We start from the raw sequence: 17,997 nt of genomic DNA on the forward strand, positions 1-17,997 counted from the left end.
ATCGGGAGTCACACCGTCCGGAGCATCCCGTTTGCCGTCTTGATCTCGAGGTCGCCGGTCACCGGATCGAACGTCACCATACGTCCGGCGTCGCCGCCGACGTCGACGCTCTCGACGGGGATCCCCTCTCGCTCGAGGACGGTGCGTGCGGCCTCGACGTTTCGCTCGCCGATCGGCCGCTCGAACGTGTCGAACTCGAGCATCGTCGCCCCGCCGGCGAGTTTCGCCCAGGCCCGGTTCGGATTCCCGCCCCAGGCTTCGAACTCGACGAGCATCGCCTCGATGCCTACGTCGGCGAACTTCGCGGCCGGTTCGGGGTCCGACCGCCCCGTCGCTTCCGGGAGCATGAAGTGCAACAGGCTGCTGACGGTCGCCCGCTCGTCGTGGACGACGACGACGCCACAGGACCCGACGCCGCTCGTCCGGAGCGGCCGCTCCTCGTCCGTGACCGCGTACTCCGCCACACCGACCGGGATCACCCCGGATTTCCTGCGTGCCACCTGACCACCTCGGGGGACGACGACTGTCGGATGCACATCGTCGGTTCCGTGTGGTAGTAGTTCCGGCCGATGACGGCCGGTTCGGGGACGATCGGTCATTCGGTTCGGTGACGAGCGGCGGCGTCGCCCGCCGGTTCCACCAGACCGAATAGCCGGCGGATCGACCTGGACGGTATGGATCTGCGCACGCTCCGCGAGGCGATTCCAGCCCTCGAGGACGGCGTCTACTGCAACTGGGGTGCCGGCGGACCGAGTCCGCGACCCGTCGTCGAGGCGGCCACGGACGCGCTCGAAGATCACGAGTACGTGGCTCCCACCGGGGAGGGACAGTACCCCGCGGCCTTCGAGGCCGACGATCGGGCGCGTGAGGCGGTCGCGGACCTCGTCGGCGGTGCGCCCGACGAGATCGCCCTGACCGAGAGTACGACCGACGGGATCACCCGCGTCGCGGGCGCGTTCGACTGGGACGAGGACGACGTCGTCGTCCGGACGGACCTCGAGCACGCCGCGGGCGTCCTCCCCTGGGAGCGACTCGAGCGCAGGTACGGCGTCGACGTGCGCGTCCTCGAGACCGAAGACGGGCGACTCGATCTCGAGGACGTGAAAGCGATTGCGAGCGAGGCGACGCTGCTCTGTGTGAGTTCGCTCACCTGGACCCACGGGACGCGGCTGCCGGTGTCCGAAATCGTCGAGATCGTCCACGACGCCGGTGCGCTGGCCCTGGTCGACGCCGTCCAGTCGGTCGGCCAGACTCCGGTCGACGTCACCGACTGGAACGCCGACTTCGTCGCCGCAGCGGGCCACAAGTGGTGCGTCGCACCGTTCGGTTCGGGCTTCCTCCACGTCCGGGACGGCGTCGCGACCGAGCACGACCTCTCCCCGGCGGCGATCGGCTACCGCAGCGTCGTCGACCCGGACGTCGCCGACTACGAGTACGCGCCGGGCGCTCGCCGATTCGAGGTCGGCACCTCGAGCCCGGCACCGCACGCCGGACTCGTCGAGGCGATCGACCTGCTCGAGGAAATCGGTCTCGAGCGGATCGAAGCGCGCATCGAGTCGTTGACCGATCGGCTGAAGGCTGGCCTCGAGGACGAACGGCTCTACAGTCCTCGCGCGTTCGAATCGGGACTCGTGACGATCGCCGTGGACGATCCCGACGCAACCGTCGAGCGACTGGCCGAGAACGATATCGTCGTCAGGTCGATCCCCGGATACGACGCCATCCGGGCGTCGATCCACGCGTTCAACACCGACGGTGACGTGGACGCGCTGCTCGAGGCGCTGTAATCGCGTTCGACGCCGGAGTGGCGGTCAGACGCTCTCGTCGGGGTCGTGGCGCGCTTTCATCCGCTCGGCTTCCCTGGCGTACCGGTCGCGGGTCTCGTCGTCGGCGACCGGCGCGAGTCGATCGGCGTCGACGTCGACCGCCGCGGTGACGGTCGGGGCACCCCGCGCCCCGAACCGGTTGTAGGCGCGTTCCTGCTGGTAGTAGCGAGCGCCGTCGGTCGTCGCGTAGGTGATCATCATGATGTTCGGCGAGTCCGCGGAGAAGGTGCGCTCGACCATCCAGACCCGCACGAGGTCGTCCGCATCGTCGTCGGCGTCGACCGCCGTCTCGCCGTCGACATCGGTTTCGGAACCCGTCCGACTCCCGTCTACCATTCGCACGCTATCGCTCATACGCGGAGGTTGGAAACCGACGGGATCAATCGTCCCCGAGTTCCCGTGTTGCGGGAACGACCCGTGATACGACGGCGGTTTTCGGGAGGGCTGCTCCTCGAGCCCCGTCCCGGTGGTTACGCGTCCTCTCCGTCGTCCTCGTCGGCCGCTTCGGCGGCCGCCTCGACGAGCGTCTGCCGATCCTGCTCCTGAAAGTAGGCGGGCGCGTCGTTGTCGGCCTCGAACTGGACCACGCGCTGGAAGGCCGTCGCGTCGTCCTCGACCGACGACTCGAGTTCCTCCGCGAGGTCGGTGTAGCCCGCGGCCAGATCCTGGAACGCCTGCATCCGGGCCTGTTTGGCCTCGACCACCGACTGGGTCTCCTCGAGTTCGTCCTGGAGCGTCTCGAGTTCCGCCACGTCGACGTCCGCGTCGGGGCCGCCCGCCGACTCGGGCGACTCCGTTCCCGCAACTGCGTTCCGGTGGTCCTCGAGGCGGGCGCGGATCTCGCTGACTCGCTCGTCGATTTCGGCCAGCAGGTCGTCGGCCTCCTCACCCATCCGTTCGACCTGCCCCGAGAGCAGGCCCGCCTGAATGCGACAGTACTCGACGAACTCCGCGACCGACACCCCATCGCTGTTCGCGTCGTCGTTCATACCCCTCCTTGGAACTGCCCCGCGAAGTTACTTTGGTCCGTTTCGCACCCGGTGGGGAACCCAGCGCTCGCCGAGTTGGCGTCGAGGCGCGACGCGTCTCGTGCTAGCATCACACAGATAAACCCGCTTTCAGACCCGTTAAGTCCTTCCGGCCACTGACACACCCACAGTGTATCGAGCAGCGAGTCGCGCGAGCAGACTGTCACCAACCGAGCCATGAGCAAGGAGTACATCGAGGTGCGGGGTGCGGAGGAACACAACCTCAAGGATCTCGACGTGGAGATCCCCCGCGAGGAGTTTACCGTCGTCACCGGCCTCTCGGGGTCGGGGAAGTCGTCGCTGGCGTTCGAGACGGTCTACGCGGAGGGCCAACGCCGCTACATCGAGAGCCTGTCGGCCTACGCCCGGAACTTCCTCGGGCAGATGGACAAACCGCAGGTCGAAACCGTCGAGGGGCTCTCCCCGGCGATCTCGATCGACCAGAAGAACGCCGCGAACAATCCACGATCGACGGTGGGGACCGTCACGGAACTGCACGACTATCTCCGTCTCCTCTACGCCCGCGTCGGCACGCCCCACTGCCCCGAGTGTGGGCGTGAAGTCGGCGAACAGTCCGCCCAGAACATGGTCGAGCGCATCCTCGAGTTGCCCGAGGGGACGAAGGCCAAACTCGCGGCCCCCGTGGTCCGCGACCAGAAGGGTGCGTTCGAAGACCTCTTCGAGGAACTGGTCTCGGAAGGGTACTCCCGCGTCGAAATCGACGGCGAGGAGTACGACCTCACGCTCGACGATCCGGACCTCGACGAGAACTTCGATCACACGGTCGACGTCATCGTCGACCGCGTGAAGGTCTCCGCCGAGGACCGCCCGCGGATCGTCGACAGCGTCGAGACCGCCCTCGACGAAGCGGAGGGCGTCCTGAAGGTCATCCTCCCCGATCCGCCAGAGGAGGCCGCCGAGGATTTGGGCGAGGAGGCCCGCCGGACGGGCGCACTGGGCGACGAGGAAGAGGACGACGATCGGTTCGTCGTCGAGTTCTCGAAGGACCTCGCGTGTACCCACTGCGGGATCGACGTGCCCGAGATCGAGACCCGGTCGTTCTCCTTCAACTCGCCCCACGGTGCCTGTCCCGAGTGTGAAGGCCTGGGCGAGACCAAGGAGATCGACGAGGACCTGGTCGTCCAGGACGAGTCCAAGCCGCTCAAGCACGTCTTCGAGGCCTGGAGCTACAACCGATCCTACTACCAGACGCGCCTCGACGCCGTCGCCGACCACTTCGACGTCTCGCTGTCGACGCCATTTGAAGAGTTAGACGAGGAGATCCAGCGACAGTTCCTGTACGGCACCGACGAGGAGGTGCTGTTCAAGCGCCACACCAAAAACGGGACTCGACGCAAGCGCAAGCGCTTCGAGGGCGTTATCCCCAACCTCGAGCGCCGGTACGTCGAGACCGATTCGGACTCGACCCGCGAGCACATCGAGGACTACATGTCGGCGACGGAGTGTCCGGCCTGTGACGGCACCCGGCTCAAGCCCGCCTCGCGTGCTGTGCTGGTCGACGGCACCTCGATCACCGAGATCAACGCGATGAGCATCGGGGACGCCTTAGAGCACTTCGAGTCGATGGAGGCCGACCTCACGGAGCGCGAGAAGGTCATCGCCGAGGAGATCTTGAAGGAGATCCGCGCACGACTCAGCTTCATGGTCGAGGTCGGACTCGAGTACCTCACCCTGGATCGAGAGGCCTCGACGCTGTCGGGTGGCGAGAGCCAGCGCATCCGCCTCGCCACGCAGATCGGTTCGGGCCTCGTGGGCGTCCTCTACGTGCTCGACGAGCCCTCGATCGGCCTCCACCAGCGGGACAACGATCGCCTGCTGGACACGCTCGAGGAGCTGCGGGACCTCGGCAACACGCTGCTGGTCGTCGAACACGACGAGGAGACGATGCGCCGCGCGGACAACGTCATCGACATGGGACCCGGCCCCGGCAAGCGCGGCGGCGAGGTCGTCGTCAACGGCCCCGTCGAGGAGGTCAAACAGTGCGAGGAGTCGATCACCGGCGATTACCTCTCCGGTCGCAAGCAGATTCCCGTCCCCGACGAACGGCGGGACCCTGACGGCACCCTGACGATTCGGGGTGCTCGCCAGCACAACCTCGGCGATCTGGACGTGGACATCCCGCTCGGATGCTTCACGGCGATCACCGGCGTCTCCGGCTCCGGGAAGTCCACCCTGATGCACGAGGTGCTGTACAAGGGGCTGGCTCGCGAGATGAACGACAACACGTCGGTCATCCCCGGGGACCACGACGCCATCGAGGGCCTCGAGGAGATCGAGACCGTGCGCCTGATCGACCAGTCGCCGATCGGTCGGACGCCCCGATCGAACCCCGCGACCTACACCGGCGTCTTCGACCACATCCGCGAACTGTTCGCCCAGACCAAACTCGCCAAACAGCGCGGCTACGAGAAGGGCCGGTTCTCCTTCAACGTCAAGGGCGGTCGCTGCGAGGAGTGTGGCGGCCAGGGCACTGTCAAGATCGAGATGAACTTCCTCTCGGACGTCTACGTCCCCTGCGAGGAGTGTGACGGCGCTCGCTACAACGACGCCACGCTCGACGTCACCTACAAGGGCAAGACCATCGCGGACGTCCTCGAGATGTCCGTCGAGGAGGCCTACGACTTCTTCGAGTCCTCGAGCCAGATCCGCCGCCGACTCAAGCTGCTGAAAGACGTCGGCCTCGACTACATGAAACTCGGCCAGCCCTCGACGACGCTGTCGGGCGGGGAAGCCCAGCGGATCAAGCTCGCCGAAGAGTTGGGGAAGAAGGACTCGGGTGAGACGCTCTACCTGCTCGACGAGCCGACCACCGGGCTCCACAGCGAGGACGAGCGCAAGCTGATCGACGTCCTCCACCGGCTGACCGACAACGGCAACACCGTCGTCGTCATCGAGCACGAACTCGACCTCGTGAAGAACGCGGACCACATCATCGACCTCGGTCCCGAGGGCGGCGAGAACGGCGGCCGGATCGTCGCCACCGGGACGCCCGAGGACGTCGCCCGACTCGAGGACTCCTACACCGGGCGCTACCTGCGCGACCTGCTCCCGAAGGTCGACCTCGAGGGGCCACGCGGCGAGCGCGTCGAGCCGGTGACAGCGGCGATGGACGACGACTGATCGCCGCCGCTCGGTCGGGTTCGGTTCTCGTGGGCCGTCGTCTCCGTTCGATCACCCCGTCGGAGGGCGCGTAATCGAGTGACGGACGATTTATGTATCCATAGCAGTGAGGGTTTCGAAAGCACTGGCTTCCGTATGTGTACGCAGACGGTGTCGGAACTGGAGTCGGAGTACCGATCCAACCCGTCGATCGAGCTGATCGAGCGGTTTGCCGAGACGTTGGGCACCGCGGCAACCGACGGGTTCGCCGCGACGGAGTACGACGGGAGTCTACCCAGAATGTACGGCGACGAGCCGTTGGTCCGGGCCAAACAGTGCCAGGAGCGCCTGTGGGAACTCTACGAGAGCCACCCGGACGTCGAGGCAGTCGCCACCGCGTTAGTCGAGGTCCAGCAGGAGGCGATCCGTGCGTACTGTCGCATGGAACGGCGGGATCAAGGACTGCTACGGGAAGCATTGCAATCGCTCGGCGAACTCGGCGACGACGGGGTCGACGGCGTCGACGAAGCCCTCGAGGACGTCGCGGAGCCGATCGTCGAGCGGTATACGTCGTTCGACCCGGAGACGTACATCGACGAGGACGAACTCTGGCCCACCCCGGAGACGCTGCGCGGGATCATCACCGTACTCGAGGACCTCGAGGAGGCAAACGACGGCGCTGCCCTCGAGGAGGCGATCGACGCGCTCCGTGAACACGAAGAGAGAGTACGGACGGCCCGGGAAGAAGCGGAGCCACGCTTTCCCCGCATCAACGAGGCCACGGTTTTCGTTGCCAGTCTCTTCGGGACGCCGATGCTCGTCAACTTCTGGATCATCTGGTCACTCGAAGGCCACGGGCCGCTGTTCGCCCTCTACAACCTGGTGATCCTCGAGAACCTCTCTTTCGGATATCGTGTCGCACAGTTGGCCGGAGCGGCCGTCTTCGTCGCGCATATCGGATTCCTCTTTTACGTCGTCGACTGAGCAGAATCAGGGCTCTCCACGAGGATCCACGCGACGGTCGTTCCGGTGTGAGAGGGTATCTACGCGCCTCGTGCCGAACAGGGGGTGGGGCAGTTCCGACAGACCGGAAACACGGAGGGAGGTTAGACGACGCGGTCCCGGAGGCCGTCGAGCGACGCCAGTCGTGGCGGTTCGTCGGGAGCGGTCGGTTCGATCCAGGTCTCCTCGAAGTCGACGCCGTTGAGACGATCCACGGCCCTCGTCCCACGGATCGCCTTGGTTCCCAGCCCTTCGACGCACTCTACGGTCGACTCGCCGTGTTCCGTTCCGATCGCACCACTACACTCGGCGCTGACGGCGTCGTAGTACGCACACTTGAGCGTCGCGTCGTCGTGGTCTCCGGACGGGATCGAGCCGACGATACCCCCGATGCTCTCGAAGATCGTCATCGAACTCCCGGTTTCGCCGAGGGCAACTGCGGCCGTCACGGAACCGGCGTGCTTCCCGACGACGCCGCCCACGGACTGCTGGCCGCTGACGTCGCAGCGGGAGACGGCGTCGGCGATCGATCCGACGTTCGTGCCGGCGACGCCACCGACGGTTGACATACCCGCGATCGACCCCGCAGCAGCAACCTCGGTGACTGTCCCCTCGTTCTGTCCGACGACTCCGCCACAGTTGGTCGTGCTGCCCGTCTGGACGAACGCGATCGACCGTTCGATCCGCTCGCCGTTGACGCCCGCGATTCCGCCGACGAGCGTTGCTTCTTCGAGGTCGGCTGACGCCGCGATCCGTTCGATCGTACCAGCGTTAAGCCCGACGATACCGCCTGCCTTCCGCTGGGCATCGATCGTTACCTGAACGGTCGTCTCCGCGATCGATCCTGTCGAGATGCCCACGAGTCCGCCGACGGATTCGTTCGCCGAAACCGCCCCATCGACCGATCCCCCACGGACCGATCCGGATTCGTTGTTCGTGCCCGTGAGCAGCCCCACCGTGTTCTGGCCGGCGACCGTCCCGGTGATGGTCACGTCGACGATCGATCCATCCGACGCGCCACAGAGGCCACCAACGCCAGTGAACCCCGAAATCGAAACATCGTCCAGGATCAGGTCCCGGACGTGACCATCACTGATCTCCGCGAACAATCCGACTCGAACCCGCTGGCGATCGATTTCGAGGCCAGTGATTCGATGGCCCGAACCATCCAACTCCCCACTGAACGGTTGATCCTCGTCGTCGCGAGAACCGATGGGGGCGAATCCGTCGCCGTCGTTCCACCCTGCGGTTGTGCGTGCGTCGATGTCACAGCCGAGTACGTAGTGGGCCTCTACGTCAGCGTCGATCGCCTGGAGTTCCCTGACGTCCGTGATCACGTACGGATCGTCCTCGGTGCCCGTTCCGTCGGCCGCCGCGAGGAGGTCCGCGTACCGCTCGGGATCGGGTGCCGGCGTGGACGGCTCGTCGTCACACCTGCTCTCGGGAACGCGTGGCTCCGGATACTCGTCGGGGACCGTCACCCACGCTTCGTCGAACGCGAAGGCCGTGAGCGTTTCCTCGGCAGTCGAGCCACTGAGAGCGTTTGAATCGAACCCATCGACCGACTCAACGACCAGTTCGCCGTCGCCGCGGGTACCGACGGCGTCGTCCGTGCCAGCAACGTCGCGGTCCCAGTAGGACGTTTCGACGACGGCCCGGTTCGGTGAACCCGTGGACGGTCGACCCAGACGACCGATGCAGCCGCCGACGGTGCCCTGACCGTACAGCGAGGTCGCTGCGAGCGATCGAGCGACGGTCCCGTGATTCGTTCCGCTGATCCCGCCGACGAACCGATCGCCGATCACATCGCCGGTAGCACGCGACCGCTCGATCGTCCCGTCGTTCGTCCCGGCGATACCCCCGGCCTTGTTCCAGTTACCCAACAACTCTCCGGAGGCACGACACCGATCGATCGTGCCGTCGTTCTCGGCTACGAAGCCGCCACCACTCCGTCCCTCGCCGCGGACGTCGACCGACACAGTCGACGTACTGATCTCGCCGTCGTTCGTGCCGGCGAACCCTCCGGCCCTGTTGACGACCCCTTCGATGGTCCCGTCGGCGTTACATCGGGCAATATCGCCGCTGTTCTGTCCGACGAATCCGCCGGCGTACATCGACTCCGGGTCCGCCTCGACGGTCGCAGAACAGTCCGCAATTCGGCCATCATTGCTCCCAGCAACCCCGCCAACGCTCATCGCATTTCCAGTGAGGGCGCTCGAGGCGGTCGAGTCGACGATAGACGCTCGCGTGGCAGCGTTCGTACCAACGATCCCGCCGACTAGGGAATTGCCCTCCACGGGTCCGAGCGCCTTGGCCTCCTCGATCGTTCCCTCGTTCGTGCCGGCGATGCTGCCGGTCCGTTTCCCGCCCGTGATCGATCCGCTGGCCGTTGCCGACGTGACGACGCCACCAGCGTTGATACCGACTACACCGCCGAGATTGGCGTCTGTGGTAAAATCGAGTTGGTCGTCGGCGCTCGAGGTCACGTCCACGTCCGCGTCCGCCGCTTCGAGGACGCCGTTTCCACGATTCTTGCCCACGATCCCGCCGGCGTTACTCGGTGCTTCCACCGTTCCCTCGGCCGAGACGCCACGAACGGTGCCAGCGTTCGATCCGAGAACGGTCCCGACGATCCTGTCCCCCCTGACGTCGCCGCAGGCAGTCACGTTAGCGATCGTTCCCTGGTTGATGCCGGCAATGACGCCCCCATACCCTTTGCACGAGACGGTCGCGTCGACTATGTCGACGTTGTGGACCTCTCCATCGCCGACGACGGCGAACAGTCCTGCTGGATACGACTCCGGACGGTCGATCGTCAAACCGATAATCTCGTGGCTGTCGCCGTCGAACGTTCCGCAGAACCGGCGTTCGTTGTCCGGTTCGAAGTCGCCGATCGGATCGAACCCGGCCCCGTCGTTCCACTCGCCGGTCGCACTGGCGTCGATGTCACAGCCCAGCACGTAGTGGGCATCTAGATCGTGGTCGATGGCCGTGAGGTCACGAACGCTTGTGATAACGTATGGATCAGCGGGAGTCCCATCGCCGTCGAGATGCTCCAAAACCTCGTTGGGGTCGGACGGTTCCGTCAGATCGACGTCGTCACCGGTCATGGCACGACTCAACGAAGGCCCCTCTGATAATCATGACGAATATCTAATGAGTTGGTCGAGATGAGAGGTCGGATCAAGCAGTTGGGACGTCGGTAGACCACCTGCCTACCAGCCAGTAGGCGACTGCTCCGCTGGACGCTCGAGCCGAAACCCGAACCGTTACCGAGGTCGGCGCGAAACGGCCGATCGTGACCGACAAGGAGAGCGTCCGACGACGGCTGGTGGGCGGCGGGGTCGTCTCGATCGGAATGCTGGCTCTGCTCCTAGTCGTGGTCGGCGCACCGGCCACGGTACCGGAAGCGATCCCGTTCGCGTGGTTCGGCGTCGGTGGCCTCGCGCTGCTCGTGGCTGGGCGACGGGAACGAGTCTCACTCGGGGGAACCAGCGTCGGCTGGCCGCGCGTGGCTGGCGTCGGATTGGCAGTTCTGGCGCTCGGCTCGAGCGTTCTCGGCTTCGCCTATCTGCTCGTCGCACCGGACGCGTGGAGCCTCCTCCGGGCGGCGCTCGCGTTGCTGGTCGGACTCCTGCTGTCGTTCGGCGCGCTCGAGTGTCTGCTGGGCGGTGTGGGCCTCGACGAGGAAACCTTCGCCGTGGAGTGATCCCGCGGAGGGCGCGGAGGGGCCGATTCGGGACGCCTCGAGTGGTCCGGGAGCGCCGTCGACGTCCCTGTGACGTAGCTATTAACAGCATCGAGTCCGTATCAACGACTGGAGGTCAACGCCATGCCATACGTTCCGGACTTCCCGTCGGAAGACCGTGACGAGGAGGATGGCCGACCGAATCGCGGCATCATCGACCGCATCATCGACGGCGGCTTCCCCACGCCGTCGCGCGGCTGAGCCGTCCGTTCGAGCGTTTTTTGACGGCGTCGTCCTCGAGAGGGGTCGGTAGCGAGTTCCTCGAGCCCGGTTCAGCGTTCGAGCCAGCCGTCGTCGGCCAGCGACGCCGCTGGCGGTTCGGCGTCGACGAACTCGAGCGGGCGACGGGTGCCGTGGCGGTCGAACGCTCCGAAGGAGTCCTCCTCGAGTGTCCAGGGCGGGACGGCGACGAAGATCACCTGTGCGAGGTCGTCGCGTTTGGTGACCGACAGTTCCCTGAGGGGATGAGAGACGAACAGCCCCTCGGCCGAACGCGCCGGCGTCGAGAGATCGATCCCGAAGACGGCGTCGAGGGCGTCGCCGGCCGTCGGGAAGTAGAAGTCGGTGAACACGGGCGTCTCCGGCGGCAAGCCGTCGGCTCCCTCGAGTTCCCCTGCGGGGGTGATCGACACTCCGGTCGTCACGCGATCGGGGTCCGAGTCCGCCGCGAGGTCGACCAACACCTCGGCGAGGGCGCGCGTGATGTGGACCACGTCACTGCATTCGAGGGCGATACAGTTAGCTGTGTGCCCCGACGGCGTCGGTCAAACGGGCAGCGCGTTCCGTAGCGTCTTCGCGAACAGCCGCGGCGTTCGCCGGCGGGCGGTCGCCAGCGCCTTCTCGAGTGCGGCCGTCGCGTCCTCCTGGATGCCGGGCCCGTGCCCGACGAGGATCCGGTCGGGTTCGAACCCGCGCAGTTGCTCGCGGGGCGGGACGAGTCTGCGCATCGGGTGGACGCCCAGTCGTTCGTCGTCGACGCGGAAGTACGGCGACGTCCCGACCGATTCGGGGACGACGAGCGTCCCGTCGGCAGGATCGTAGAGGGCGACCTCCTGCCAGAACCGGTTGTCGACGACCGTGTGAGCCTCGAGACCGGTGTCCCCGAGTTCGTCCTCGAACCGAACCACCGGCGCACCGAGCGAATCGGTGACGCCGTCGAAGTGGTGAGGGAGCGAAACGGGAACGTCGTGCCGTTGCGCGATGGTGCCAGCGTCGCGGGCGTGTCGGTCCAGCAGAACCGTGACGCCGGCGACCTCGCCGTACTCCGAGAGCAAGTCGTCGAGTCCGTCGGCGTCGACGGGATCGATCAGCCAGACGTCGCCGTCGACGGCGATGGCGTGACTGGCACGCTGCATGCGCTCCTCGGGGTGGGCGATCCAACCGACGCCGCGGTCGTACCGATCGATCACCGCGACGTCGCTCGCGCGCTCGTCGATCCGGAAGGTCATACGAACCCGTACGTCCACCAGTTGCTTAAACGCACGTCGATTCGTCCCACTCGTTCGCGCCTCGTCCCCAGCGGTGACGCTATCGTCTACCGGCGACGCTCCTTTGTCGATTCCCCGCGTAGCCGGGGACATGCTCACCGGCCTCTCCTGGCTCGCGCTCGAGGTCAAATACCTCGAGCGCGCCCGGTCGTTCTACGCGGACGCCCTCGAGCTGACCGTTCGGGACCGTCGCGAGGACGAACTCGTCTTCGCCGCGGGCGAGACGGATCTCGTCTGTCGGCGTCCCACCGGCGTCCCTCGCGGCGGCCTGCACACCCACTACGCGTTCTCGATCCCCGCAGAGGAGTACGACGACTGGTGGAACCGACTCGAGGAGGACCACGACCTCGAGGAGGCAAAGTTCGGCTCCTCGCGCTCGCTATACCTGTACGATCCCGACGGCAACTGCGTCGAACTCGGCCAGCGCGACGTGGCGGGACCGGGCATCGACGGCGTCTTCGAGGTCGTCCTCGAGGTGGAAGACCTCGACCGTGCGACGTCGTTCTACGCGGACCTGGGCTTCGAGACGGTCGACGAGGGCGAGAACCGCCGCCGCGTCCGGATGGCGGGGCCGATGGCCCTCGAACTGTGGGAACCCCACCTCGGCCTCGCGGACGCTCGTGGAGGCGTCCACGTCGACCTCGGCTTCGAGACGAGCGAGCCGACCGCCGCGCTCGAGGCGGTCTCGGATCGGGTCGCGACCGTCGACCGCGTCGGCGACGAGGAAGTCGTCGTCCGGGACCCGGACGGTCACGTGTTGACGTTCCGGACGTGACTCCGGGACGTCCCGGCTCGTGGCCGCCGGACCGAGCGGAATCACTCCGCCTCGTGCTCGTCGCTCCGATCGGTCCGACGCGGTGACGAGTCGGGAAGCGTCGGTCGCCCGTCCTCGACGGCCGGGATCGTGAAGTAAAACGTCGCACCCTCCCCCGGTTCGGACTCGACCCAGATCTCCCCGCCGTGACGTTCGACGATCCGCCGGCAGAGCGCCAGCCCGATCCCCGACTCAGAGCCCTCCTCGGCCGTGTGGACGGTTTCGAAGACTTCGAAGATCCGCTCGCGCTGGTCCGGATCGATGCCGATCCCCTGATCGGCGACCGCGAACTGCCAGCCGTCGCTCGTGCGTTCGACGCCGACGTGGACCTGCGGCGGGTCGTCGCCGCTGTACTTGAGCGCGTTCGAGACGAGATTGCGAAAGACCTGGGCGAGCTGATCTGCGTCCGCAGTGACCGTCGGCAGGTCCTCGTAGGTGACCGTCGCGTCGGTCTCGTCGATCCGCGGCCGCAGATCCGTGAGGACGTCCTCGAGGACCGCCTCGGCGTCGGTCGGCTCCAGGGGTGACCCCCGGGTCGTCACCCGCGAGTACTCGAGCAAGTGGTCGATCATCGCCCGCATCCGGTCGGCCCCGTCGACCGCGAACGCGATGAACTCCTCGGCGTCCTCGTCGAGTTCGTCCTCGTAACGGTCCTCGAGCAGTCCCAGGTAGCTCGAGACCATCCGGAGGGGTTCCTGGAGGTCGTGGGAGACGGCGTAGGCGAACTGCTCTAAGCGCTCGTTCGACCCCTCGAGGCGTTCGACGCTTCGCTCCAGTTCCTGCTGGGTCCGCCTGAGTTCCGTCACGTCGGTGTAGAGGGCGAACGCGCGCTCGGCCTCGGTCCCCTCGTCGTCGGTCCCGACGTCGTAGGGGATCACCCGGAGCTTGTAGTGGCCCCGTTCCTCGGGGCCGTCGACGGTGACCTCGCCCTGGTAGATCTCGTTGTCGGCGACGTGTCTCGCGACGTTCGCCTCCGTCTCCGTCTCCTCGAGCGGGACCACCTCGAACAGGTTCTCGCCCTCGGCGTCCGCGCTCGTGTGCTCGAGGAGGTCCTCGAAGACGTCGTTGGCGCGCTCGACCGTCGGTTCGCCGCCCGCGTACCGGAGGTCGGCGATCGCCGACGGGGCGTTCTGGAACAGCGACTCGAAGCGCCGCTTCTCGGTTTCGGTCTCCGCCCGGGCGGCCTCGAGTTCACGGGTCGTCTCCTCGAGGTCGGCGATGGAGCGCTTGCGCCGGGCCTTCTCGTAGCCGACTGCCACACCGGCCGTTCCGCCGACGAGCGCGACGAACAGCGCCTGGAACAGCACCACGTCGGCCTCGATGGTGGCCTCCGGCGTCAGGTACTGGTGCGTCGCGTAGCCGCCGGAGGCCACTCCCGCGAGCACGTAGCCGGCCGCCGCGTAGCCGCCGACGGTCGCCCGGTCGGTCGGCGACTCGAGGTTCGAGAGGGCGTAGGTGCCGACGGCACCGAACACGATCGAGAGGACGAGCAGCGACACCTGGCCGAGCAGGGTCGCCAGTACCGGGGCGTCGTGGACGAGGAGGTGATACACCGAGAGGGCCAGCGAGACGACGACGATCGACGCGACGCCGCCGGTGCCGAGCCACCCGGGGGCCCGTCCGTCCATAGGCGGTATTCCTGCGGGGTGCAGTTATAAATTCGGCCGAACGGGACGTGACTAAAACCGGACGGTCGTTCAGGTGCGGACGCGCCACGGGCCGCCGAGTGCAAGCCCGTCGTTTATCGAAGCCAGTGCTGTTCCAACTGATGGATCACGCCATGAGCATCGACTCAACCGAGGACCTCTTCGTCTCCGGACTGAAACACGCCTACCACACCGAACAGCGACTCGTCGACGCGCTCGACGAGCTCGAGCAGACGGCCTCGAACGAGGAACTCAAGTCGGGCTTCGCCGAGCATCGCGAGGAAACCAAACAGCACATCGACCGCATCGAACAGGTGTTCGACCAGCTCGACGCCGACGCCGAGGCCGAGGAGGATCCCGTCGTCGAGGGGATGATCCAGGCCCACGAGGAGTTCATGGAGAAGGACCCCAGCGACGAGGCCATCGACCGGTTCAACATCGCCGCCGGACAGAAGGCCGAACACTACGAGATCGCCACCTACGGCAACCTCATCCCGATGGCCGACCAGATCGGGCTGGACGACGTCGCCGACACGCTGGAGGAGACGCTCCGGGAGGAGCAGGACGAACTCGAGACGCTCTCGGAGAAGGGCGAGCAGTTCGACTACGGCGAACTCGAAGCGACGGAGTAGCCCTCGAGTCGGTCTCGGATCGGGTCGCGAGGGTCGACCACGTCGACGATGAAGCGGTCGTCGTCCGGGATCCGAACGGGCACGTACTGATGCGTTCGAGGGAACCGTCCCAAACGGGACGCCCCGTCTGTTTGCGGTCGTGATCGACGCGCCGAGTCGGCACGACACACATGTGACAGATTCGGAACCTAAAAGTAGGGGTGAACGAGTTCGATAGACGATGGGCCGGGACGACCGAACTGCCGATTTCCGGAGCGAAGCTTCCTCAGAGCACGGCGGCTGTACATGACGAATACGCCAGAGTCCGATCTCGAGACGGATCCGCCGGCGTCCGAACTCGACCGTCTCGGTTCCCGAATCGAGTCCGACCTCGGACCGGCGTCCAGCCCGTTCAATCCCGTGGCCGAAGGGTCGGATCGGTTGGCGGTGGAGATCGCCGCAGAAACCGACGTTCGGGAGGTCTTTCGGATGATCGAAGCCGAACCGGACGTCACGGGCACGATCGCCGTCGTGAGGTTCGGAGGACACGCACAGTGGACGATCACCTGTGAAAACGGCGATATCGTCTCCGTCGAGTACGAAACCGACGACCACTGGCGTCCGCGACGAACCGTCGACGTGTGGTTCGCAGACAGTCTCGTCTTCGTCGGTATCGGTGTCGTTCTGGTCGGTCTCCTGACCGCCGTCCTCGGAGTCGCGGTCCCGACGCCGATGTCCGGTTCAAACGCACTTCTCGCGGTCGGACTCGGAGGGGTACTGTTACTGGCTGGTGTCCTGCTCCGGATACTGCGGGCGCTGCTGGGCTGGCATCGCTCGAATCTCCAGCTGTGGACGAACAAACGATACGATGTCGTCCCTGGCGAGTACGTTCCCGCCTTCGACGGGCTCCCACCGCGCGATCGTGCGGTCGTCGTGTCGATCGAGACGGCGAAAGAACGGGTCAACGATCTGCTGGCCGTGCCGCCAGCGATCGAGTCGCTCGTCGCTACGAGCGTGTTCGCGTATCTGCTCGTGGTCGCATATCTGGCCGTCGGTCCACTGGCAGTGGTGCTGATCGGACTGTTCCCGTTCGTTTCGTTCGTCCTCTCCGTCGTGGTGATCCCCCGGTATCTGGTATCGATAACGAGTGCGCCCGAATCGAACCAGCTCTATCACTTCCTCGACGAACTACACGAGGGCGACGGCGACCAGCCGCTCGTTCGTCTCATCGGCAACGCCGACGATCCGATCGACGAACACCTGCCAGCGGCCTACCCGTGGGAAAACCTCGTCGTGTTACCGCGTCGGATCGTCGAGACGTTCGAGCCAGCGGAACTGAAGGCGGTCCTGGCCCACGAGTACGCCCACCTGCGTCACCACCCCGTCGAGTGGCACGCGATCGCAGTTGGAACCGCGTTCGTGCTTCCCGGTCTCGCGTTGCTCGTGACGCCCGTCGCGCCGACTGCAGCCCAGCTGTGGGCCGGATTGGTCGGCTACCTGCTCGCGGTCGAGGTGGGCAACCGGTTCGTCTGCCGTCGCTGGGATCGGACGGCCGACGCGTTTGCAGCCGAACGGACCTCGCCGATAGCCGCCGCGACTGCCATCCTTCGGCTGACGGATCGGCCGGTCCTCGATTGGCCCCTGACCGATCACGACACCTGGATCGATCAACGTACCGTGCCCGAAGCGCATTCGGCCCCCGGCCACCGGTTCGTGCGTCTCGTTCGGCTGGCGTCGAACTCGGACGAGACGTGACCCTCGCGTCGCCTCCGTGCGATCGGTCCCCACGAACGCGCTTTCTTACGGCGGAACGAGTAGTTGCCCGTCCTCCTCGAGCATCGAGTCGCCGGCGACCGCCGCGTTGAAGGCGACGACCTCGGCGTACTCGTTCTCGTCCTCGTAGGTGCGGTTCGACGGCGACTCGTCCGTGATCCGGTCGATCACGTCGTCGTACGCCTCGGCGGCGATCTCGCGTCCACCGGCGACGATCGCCTCGATCGTGGCCCGCTGGCGAACGTAGGGTCGGTGATCGGCGTCGACGGCCTGCGCTCGCTCGTCCGGACCCTCGTCCAACAGCTCGCGACCGCGCGATTCCGCACTTTCGATGACATGGAGCGGCGGGCCGGGGTAGTGAGTGAACGTGCGCTCCCGTTCGTCGAGCGCGGTCTCGATGATCGTCCCCGGCTCCGCGTCGAGCGGGACGGACTCGTTCTCGAGACCGGCCTTCGTGACGAGGGCGTCGATCTCCGCTCCCTCGAGGCGGTCGCGGTCGGTGACGAGCGTCATCACCGCTTCGAATCGGACGAACGGTTCGAACACCGGCTCGCGCAGCCGATCGATTCGGTCGGCGAACTCCGCGGCTCCACCAGCGCGTGCGGCGTCGGCGACGAATCGCGCTTTCGTGAGTTCCGGCAGGAGATCGGCGTTCGGATCGGGAAAGCGGTCCCGGTCGATTCGGTCTTCGAGCGCGGCTGCGTACGCCTCATCGCCGACCAACTCCGGGGGGAACGGCCGCTCGCCGAACCGCTCGGTGGATGCGGAGGACTCGAGTCGCTCGAGACAGCCCACGAGCGGCAGCGACAGCCCGCCGCCGGCGACGCTTCGGAGCAGCCGTCGCCGGCCTGGCGAGGAATCGTCCGGCATGTGAGAGCGGTCTACTCGAAGGTAGAAAAGTAATACGACTGTCAGTACCGGGAACAGAACGGAGAGCGGGAC

Annotated in this window: 15 protein-coding genes; 7 read left to right on the forward strand and 8 right to left on the reverse strand. The window is 66.3% G+C overall.

Translation table 11 applies throughout. The features are described from left to right. Window positions 1–8 precede the first annotated feature (8 nt). A complete protein-coding gene (locus TX79_RS12135) occupies window positions 9–500 on the reverse strand; it encodes a chemotaxis protein CheD (protein ID WP_230198573.1) in 492 nt (163 codons plus the stop codon). A gap of 174 nt (window positions 501–674) precedes the next feature. Between TX79_RS12135 and TX79_RS12140 the strand changes: the two genes are divergently transcribed. Next, window positions 675–1,787, forward strand: coding sequence for an aminotransferase class V-fold PLP-dependent enzyme (locus tag TX79_RS12140; protein ID WP_049927703.1), 1,113 nt, complete (start codon window positions 675–677; stop codon window positions 1,785–1,787). A 24-nt stretch (window positions 1,788–1,811) separates the two neighbouring features. Here the strand turns inward: TX79_RS12140 and TX79_RS12145 are convergent, their stop codons facing one another. Next, on the reverse strand, window positions 1,812–2,180 hold the full coding sequence (locus TX79_RS12145; protein ID WP_230198574.1) for a hypothetical protein: 369 nt from the start codon (window positions 2,178–2,180) through the stop codon (window positions 1,812–1,814). Window positions 2,181–2,296: 116 nt separating this feature from the next. Then, entirely contained in the window at window positions 2,297–2,815 is a 519-nt protein-coding gene (locus TX79_RS12150; RefSeq protein ID WP_049927704.1) for a hypothetical protein, read from the reverse strand. Between the two features lie 216 nt (window positions 2,816–3,031). Here TX79_RS12150 and uvrA point away from each other — a divergent pair, with 216 nt between their 5' ends. Next, window positions 3,032–5,995, forward strand: a complete 2,964-nt coding sequence (gene uvrA / locus TX79_RS12155) for an excinuclease ABC subunit UvrA (RefSeq protein ID WP_049927705.1) — start codon at window positions 3,032–3,034, stop codon at window positions 5,993–5,995. 135 nt (window positions 5,996–6,130) lie between these two features. Then, window positions 6,131–6,958: a hypothetical protein gene (locus TX79_RS12160; RefSeq protein ID WP_049927706.1), complete on the forward strand. Its 828-nt coding sequence runs from the start codon at window positions 6,131–6,133 to the stop codon at window positions 6,956–6,958. Window positions 6,959–7,080: 122 nt separating this feature from the next. Here the strand turns inward: TX79_RS12160 and TX79_RS12165 are convergent, their stop codons facing one another. Beyond that, window positions 7,081–10,086 (reverse strand): GLUG motif-containing protein, encoded by a 3,006-nt coding sequence (locus TX79_RS12165; protein ID WP_049927707.1) that lies wholly within the window; start codon window positions 10,084–10,086, stop codon window positions 7,081–7,083. A gap of 188 nt (window positions 10,087–10,274) precedes the next feature. On the opposite strand from TX79_RS12165, the gene TX79_RS12170 reads away from it, so the two are divergent. After that, window positions 10,275–10,685: a hypothetical protein gene (locus TX79_RS12170; protein ID WP_049927708.1), complete on the forward strand. Its 411-nt coding sequence runs from the start codon at window positions 10,275–10,277 to the stop codon at window positions 10,683–10,685. A gap of 311 nt (window positions 10,686–10,996) precedes the next feature. Here TX79_RS12170 and TX79_RS12175 read toward each other — a convergent pair whose 3' ends face one another. Next, window positions 10,997–11,437, reverse strand: a complete 441-nt coding sequence (locus TX79_RS12175) for a hypothetical protein (RefSeq protein ID WP_049927709.1) — start codon at window positions 11,435–11,437, stop codon at window positions 10,997–10,999. Between the two features lie 51 nt (window positions 11,438–11,488). Continuing rightward, window positions 11,489–12,172, reverse strand: a complete 684-nt coding sequence (locus TX79_RS12180; RefSeq protein ID WP_049927710.1) for a hypothetical protein — start codon at window positions 12,170–12,172, stop codon at window positions 11,489–11,491. Between the two features lie 130 nt (window positions 12,173–12,302). Here TX79_RS12180 and TX79_RS12185 point away from each other — a divergent pair, with 130 nt between their 5' ends. Next, entirely contained in the window at window positions 12,303–12,986 is a 684-nt protein-coding gene (locus TX79_RS12185; RefSeq protein ID WP_049927711.1) for a VOC family protein, read from the forward strand. Between the two features lie 41 nt (window positions 12,987–13,027). On the opposite strand, the gene TX79_RS12190 is transcribed toward TX79_RS12185, so the two are convergent. Continuing rightward, entirely contained in the window at window positions 13,028–14,653 is a 1,626-nt protein-coding gene (locus tag TX79_RS12190; RefSeq protein ID WP_049927712.1) for a sensor histidine kinase, read from the reverse strand. A gap of 152 nt (window positions 14,654–14,805) precedes the next feature. On the opposite strand from TX79_RS12190, the gene TX79_RS12195 reads away from it, so the two are divergent. Together TX79_RS12195 and TX79_RS12200 are read left to right on the forward strand one after the other, a co-directional pair. After that, a complete protein-coding gene (locus tag TX79_RS12195) occupies window positions 14,806–15,303 on the forward strand; it encodes a YciE/YciF ferroxidase family protein (RefSeq protein WP_049928380.1) in 498 nt (165 codons plus the stop codon). 285 nt (window positions 15,304–15,588) lie between these two features. Then, the gene (locus TX79_RS12200; protein ID WP_049927713.1) at window positions 15,589–17,037 is read left to right on the forward strand and encodes a M48 family metalloprotease; all 1,449 of its coding nucleotides are present in this window, start codon (window positions 15,589–15,591) and stop codon (window positions 17,035–17,037) included. 45 nt (window positions 17,038–17,082) lie between these two features. Here the strand turns inward: TX79_RS12200 and TX79_RS12205 are convergent, their stop codons facing one another. Further along, complete coding sequence (locus tag TX79_RS12205) at window positions 17,083–17,925, reverse strand: hypothetical protein (protein WP_049927714.1); 843 nt, start codon at window positions 17,923–17,925, stop codon at window positions 17,083–17,085. Between the last annotated feature and the right edge of the window lie 72 nt (window positions 17,926–17,997).

The sequence above is a fragment of the Halopiger goleimassiliensis genome (genome assembly GCF_000455345.1).
GTDB classification, from domain to species: Archaea; Halobacteriota; Halobacteria; order Halobacteriales; family Natrialbaceae; genus Halopiger_A; species Halopiger_A goleimassiliensis.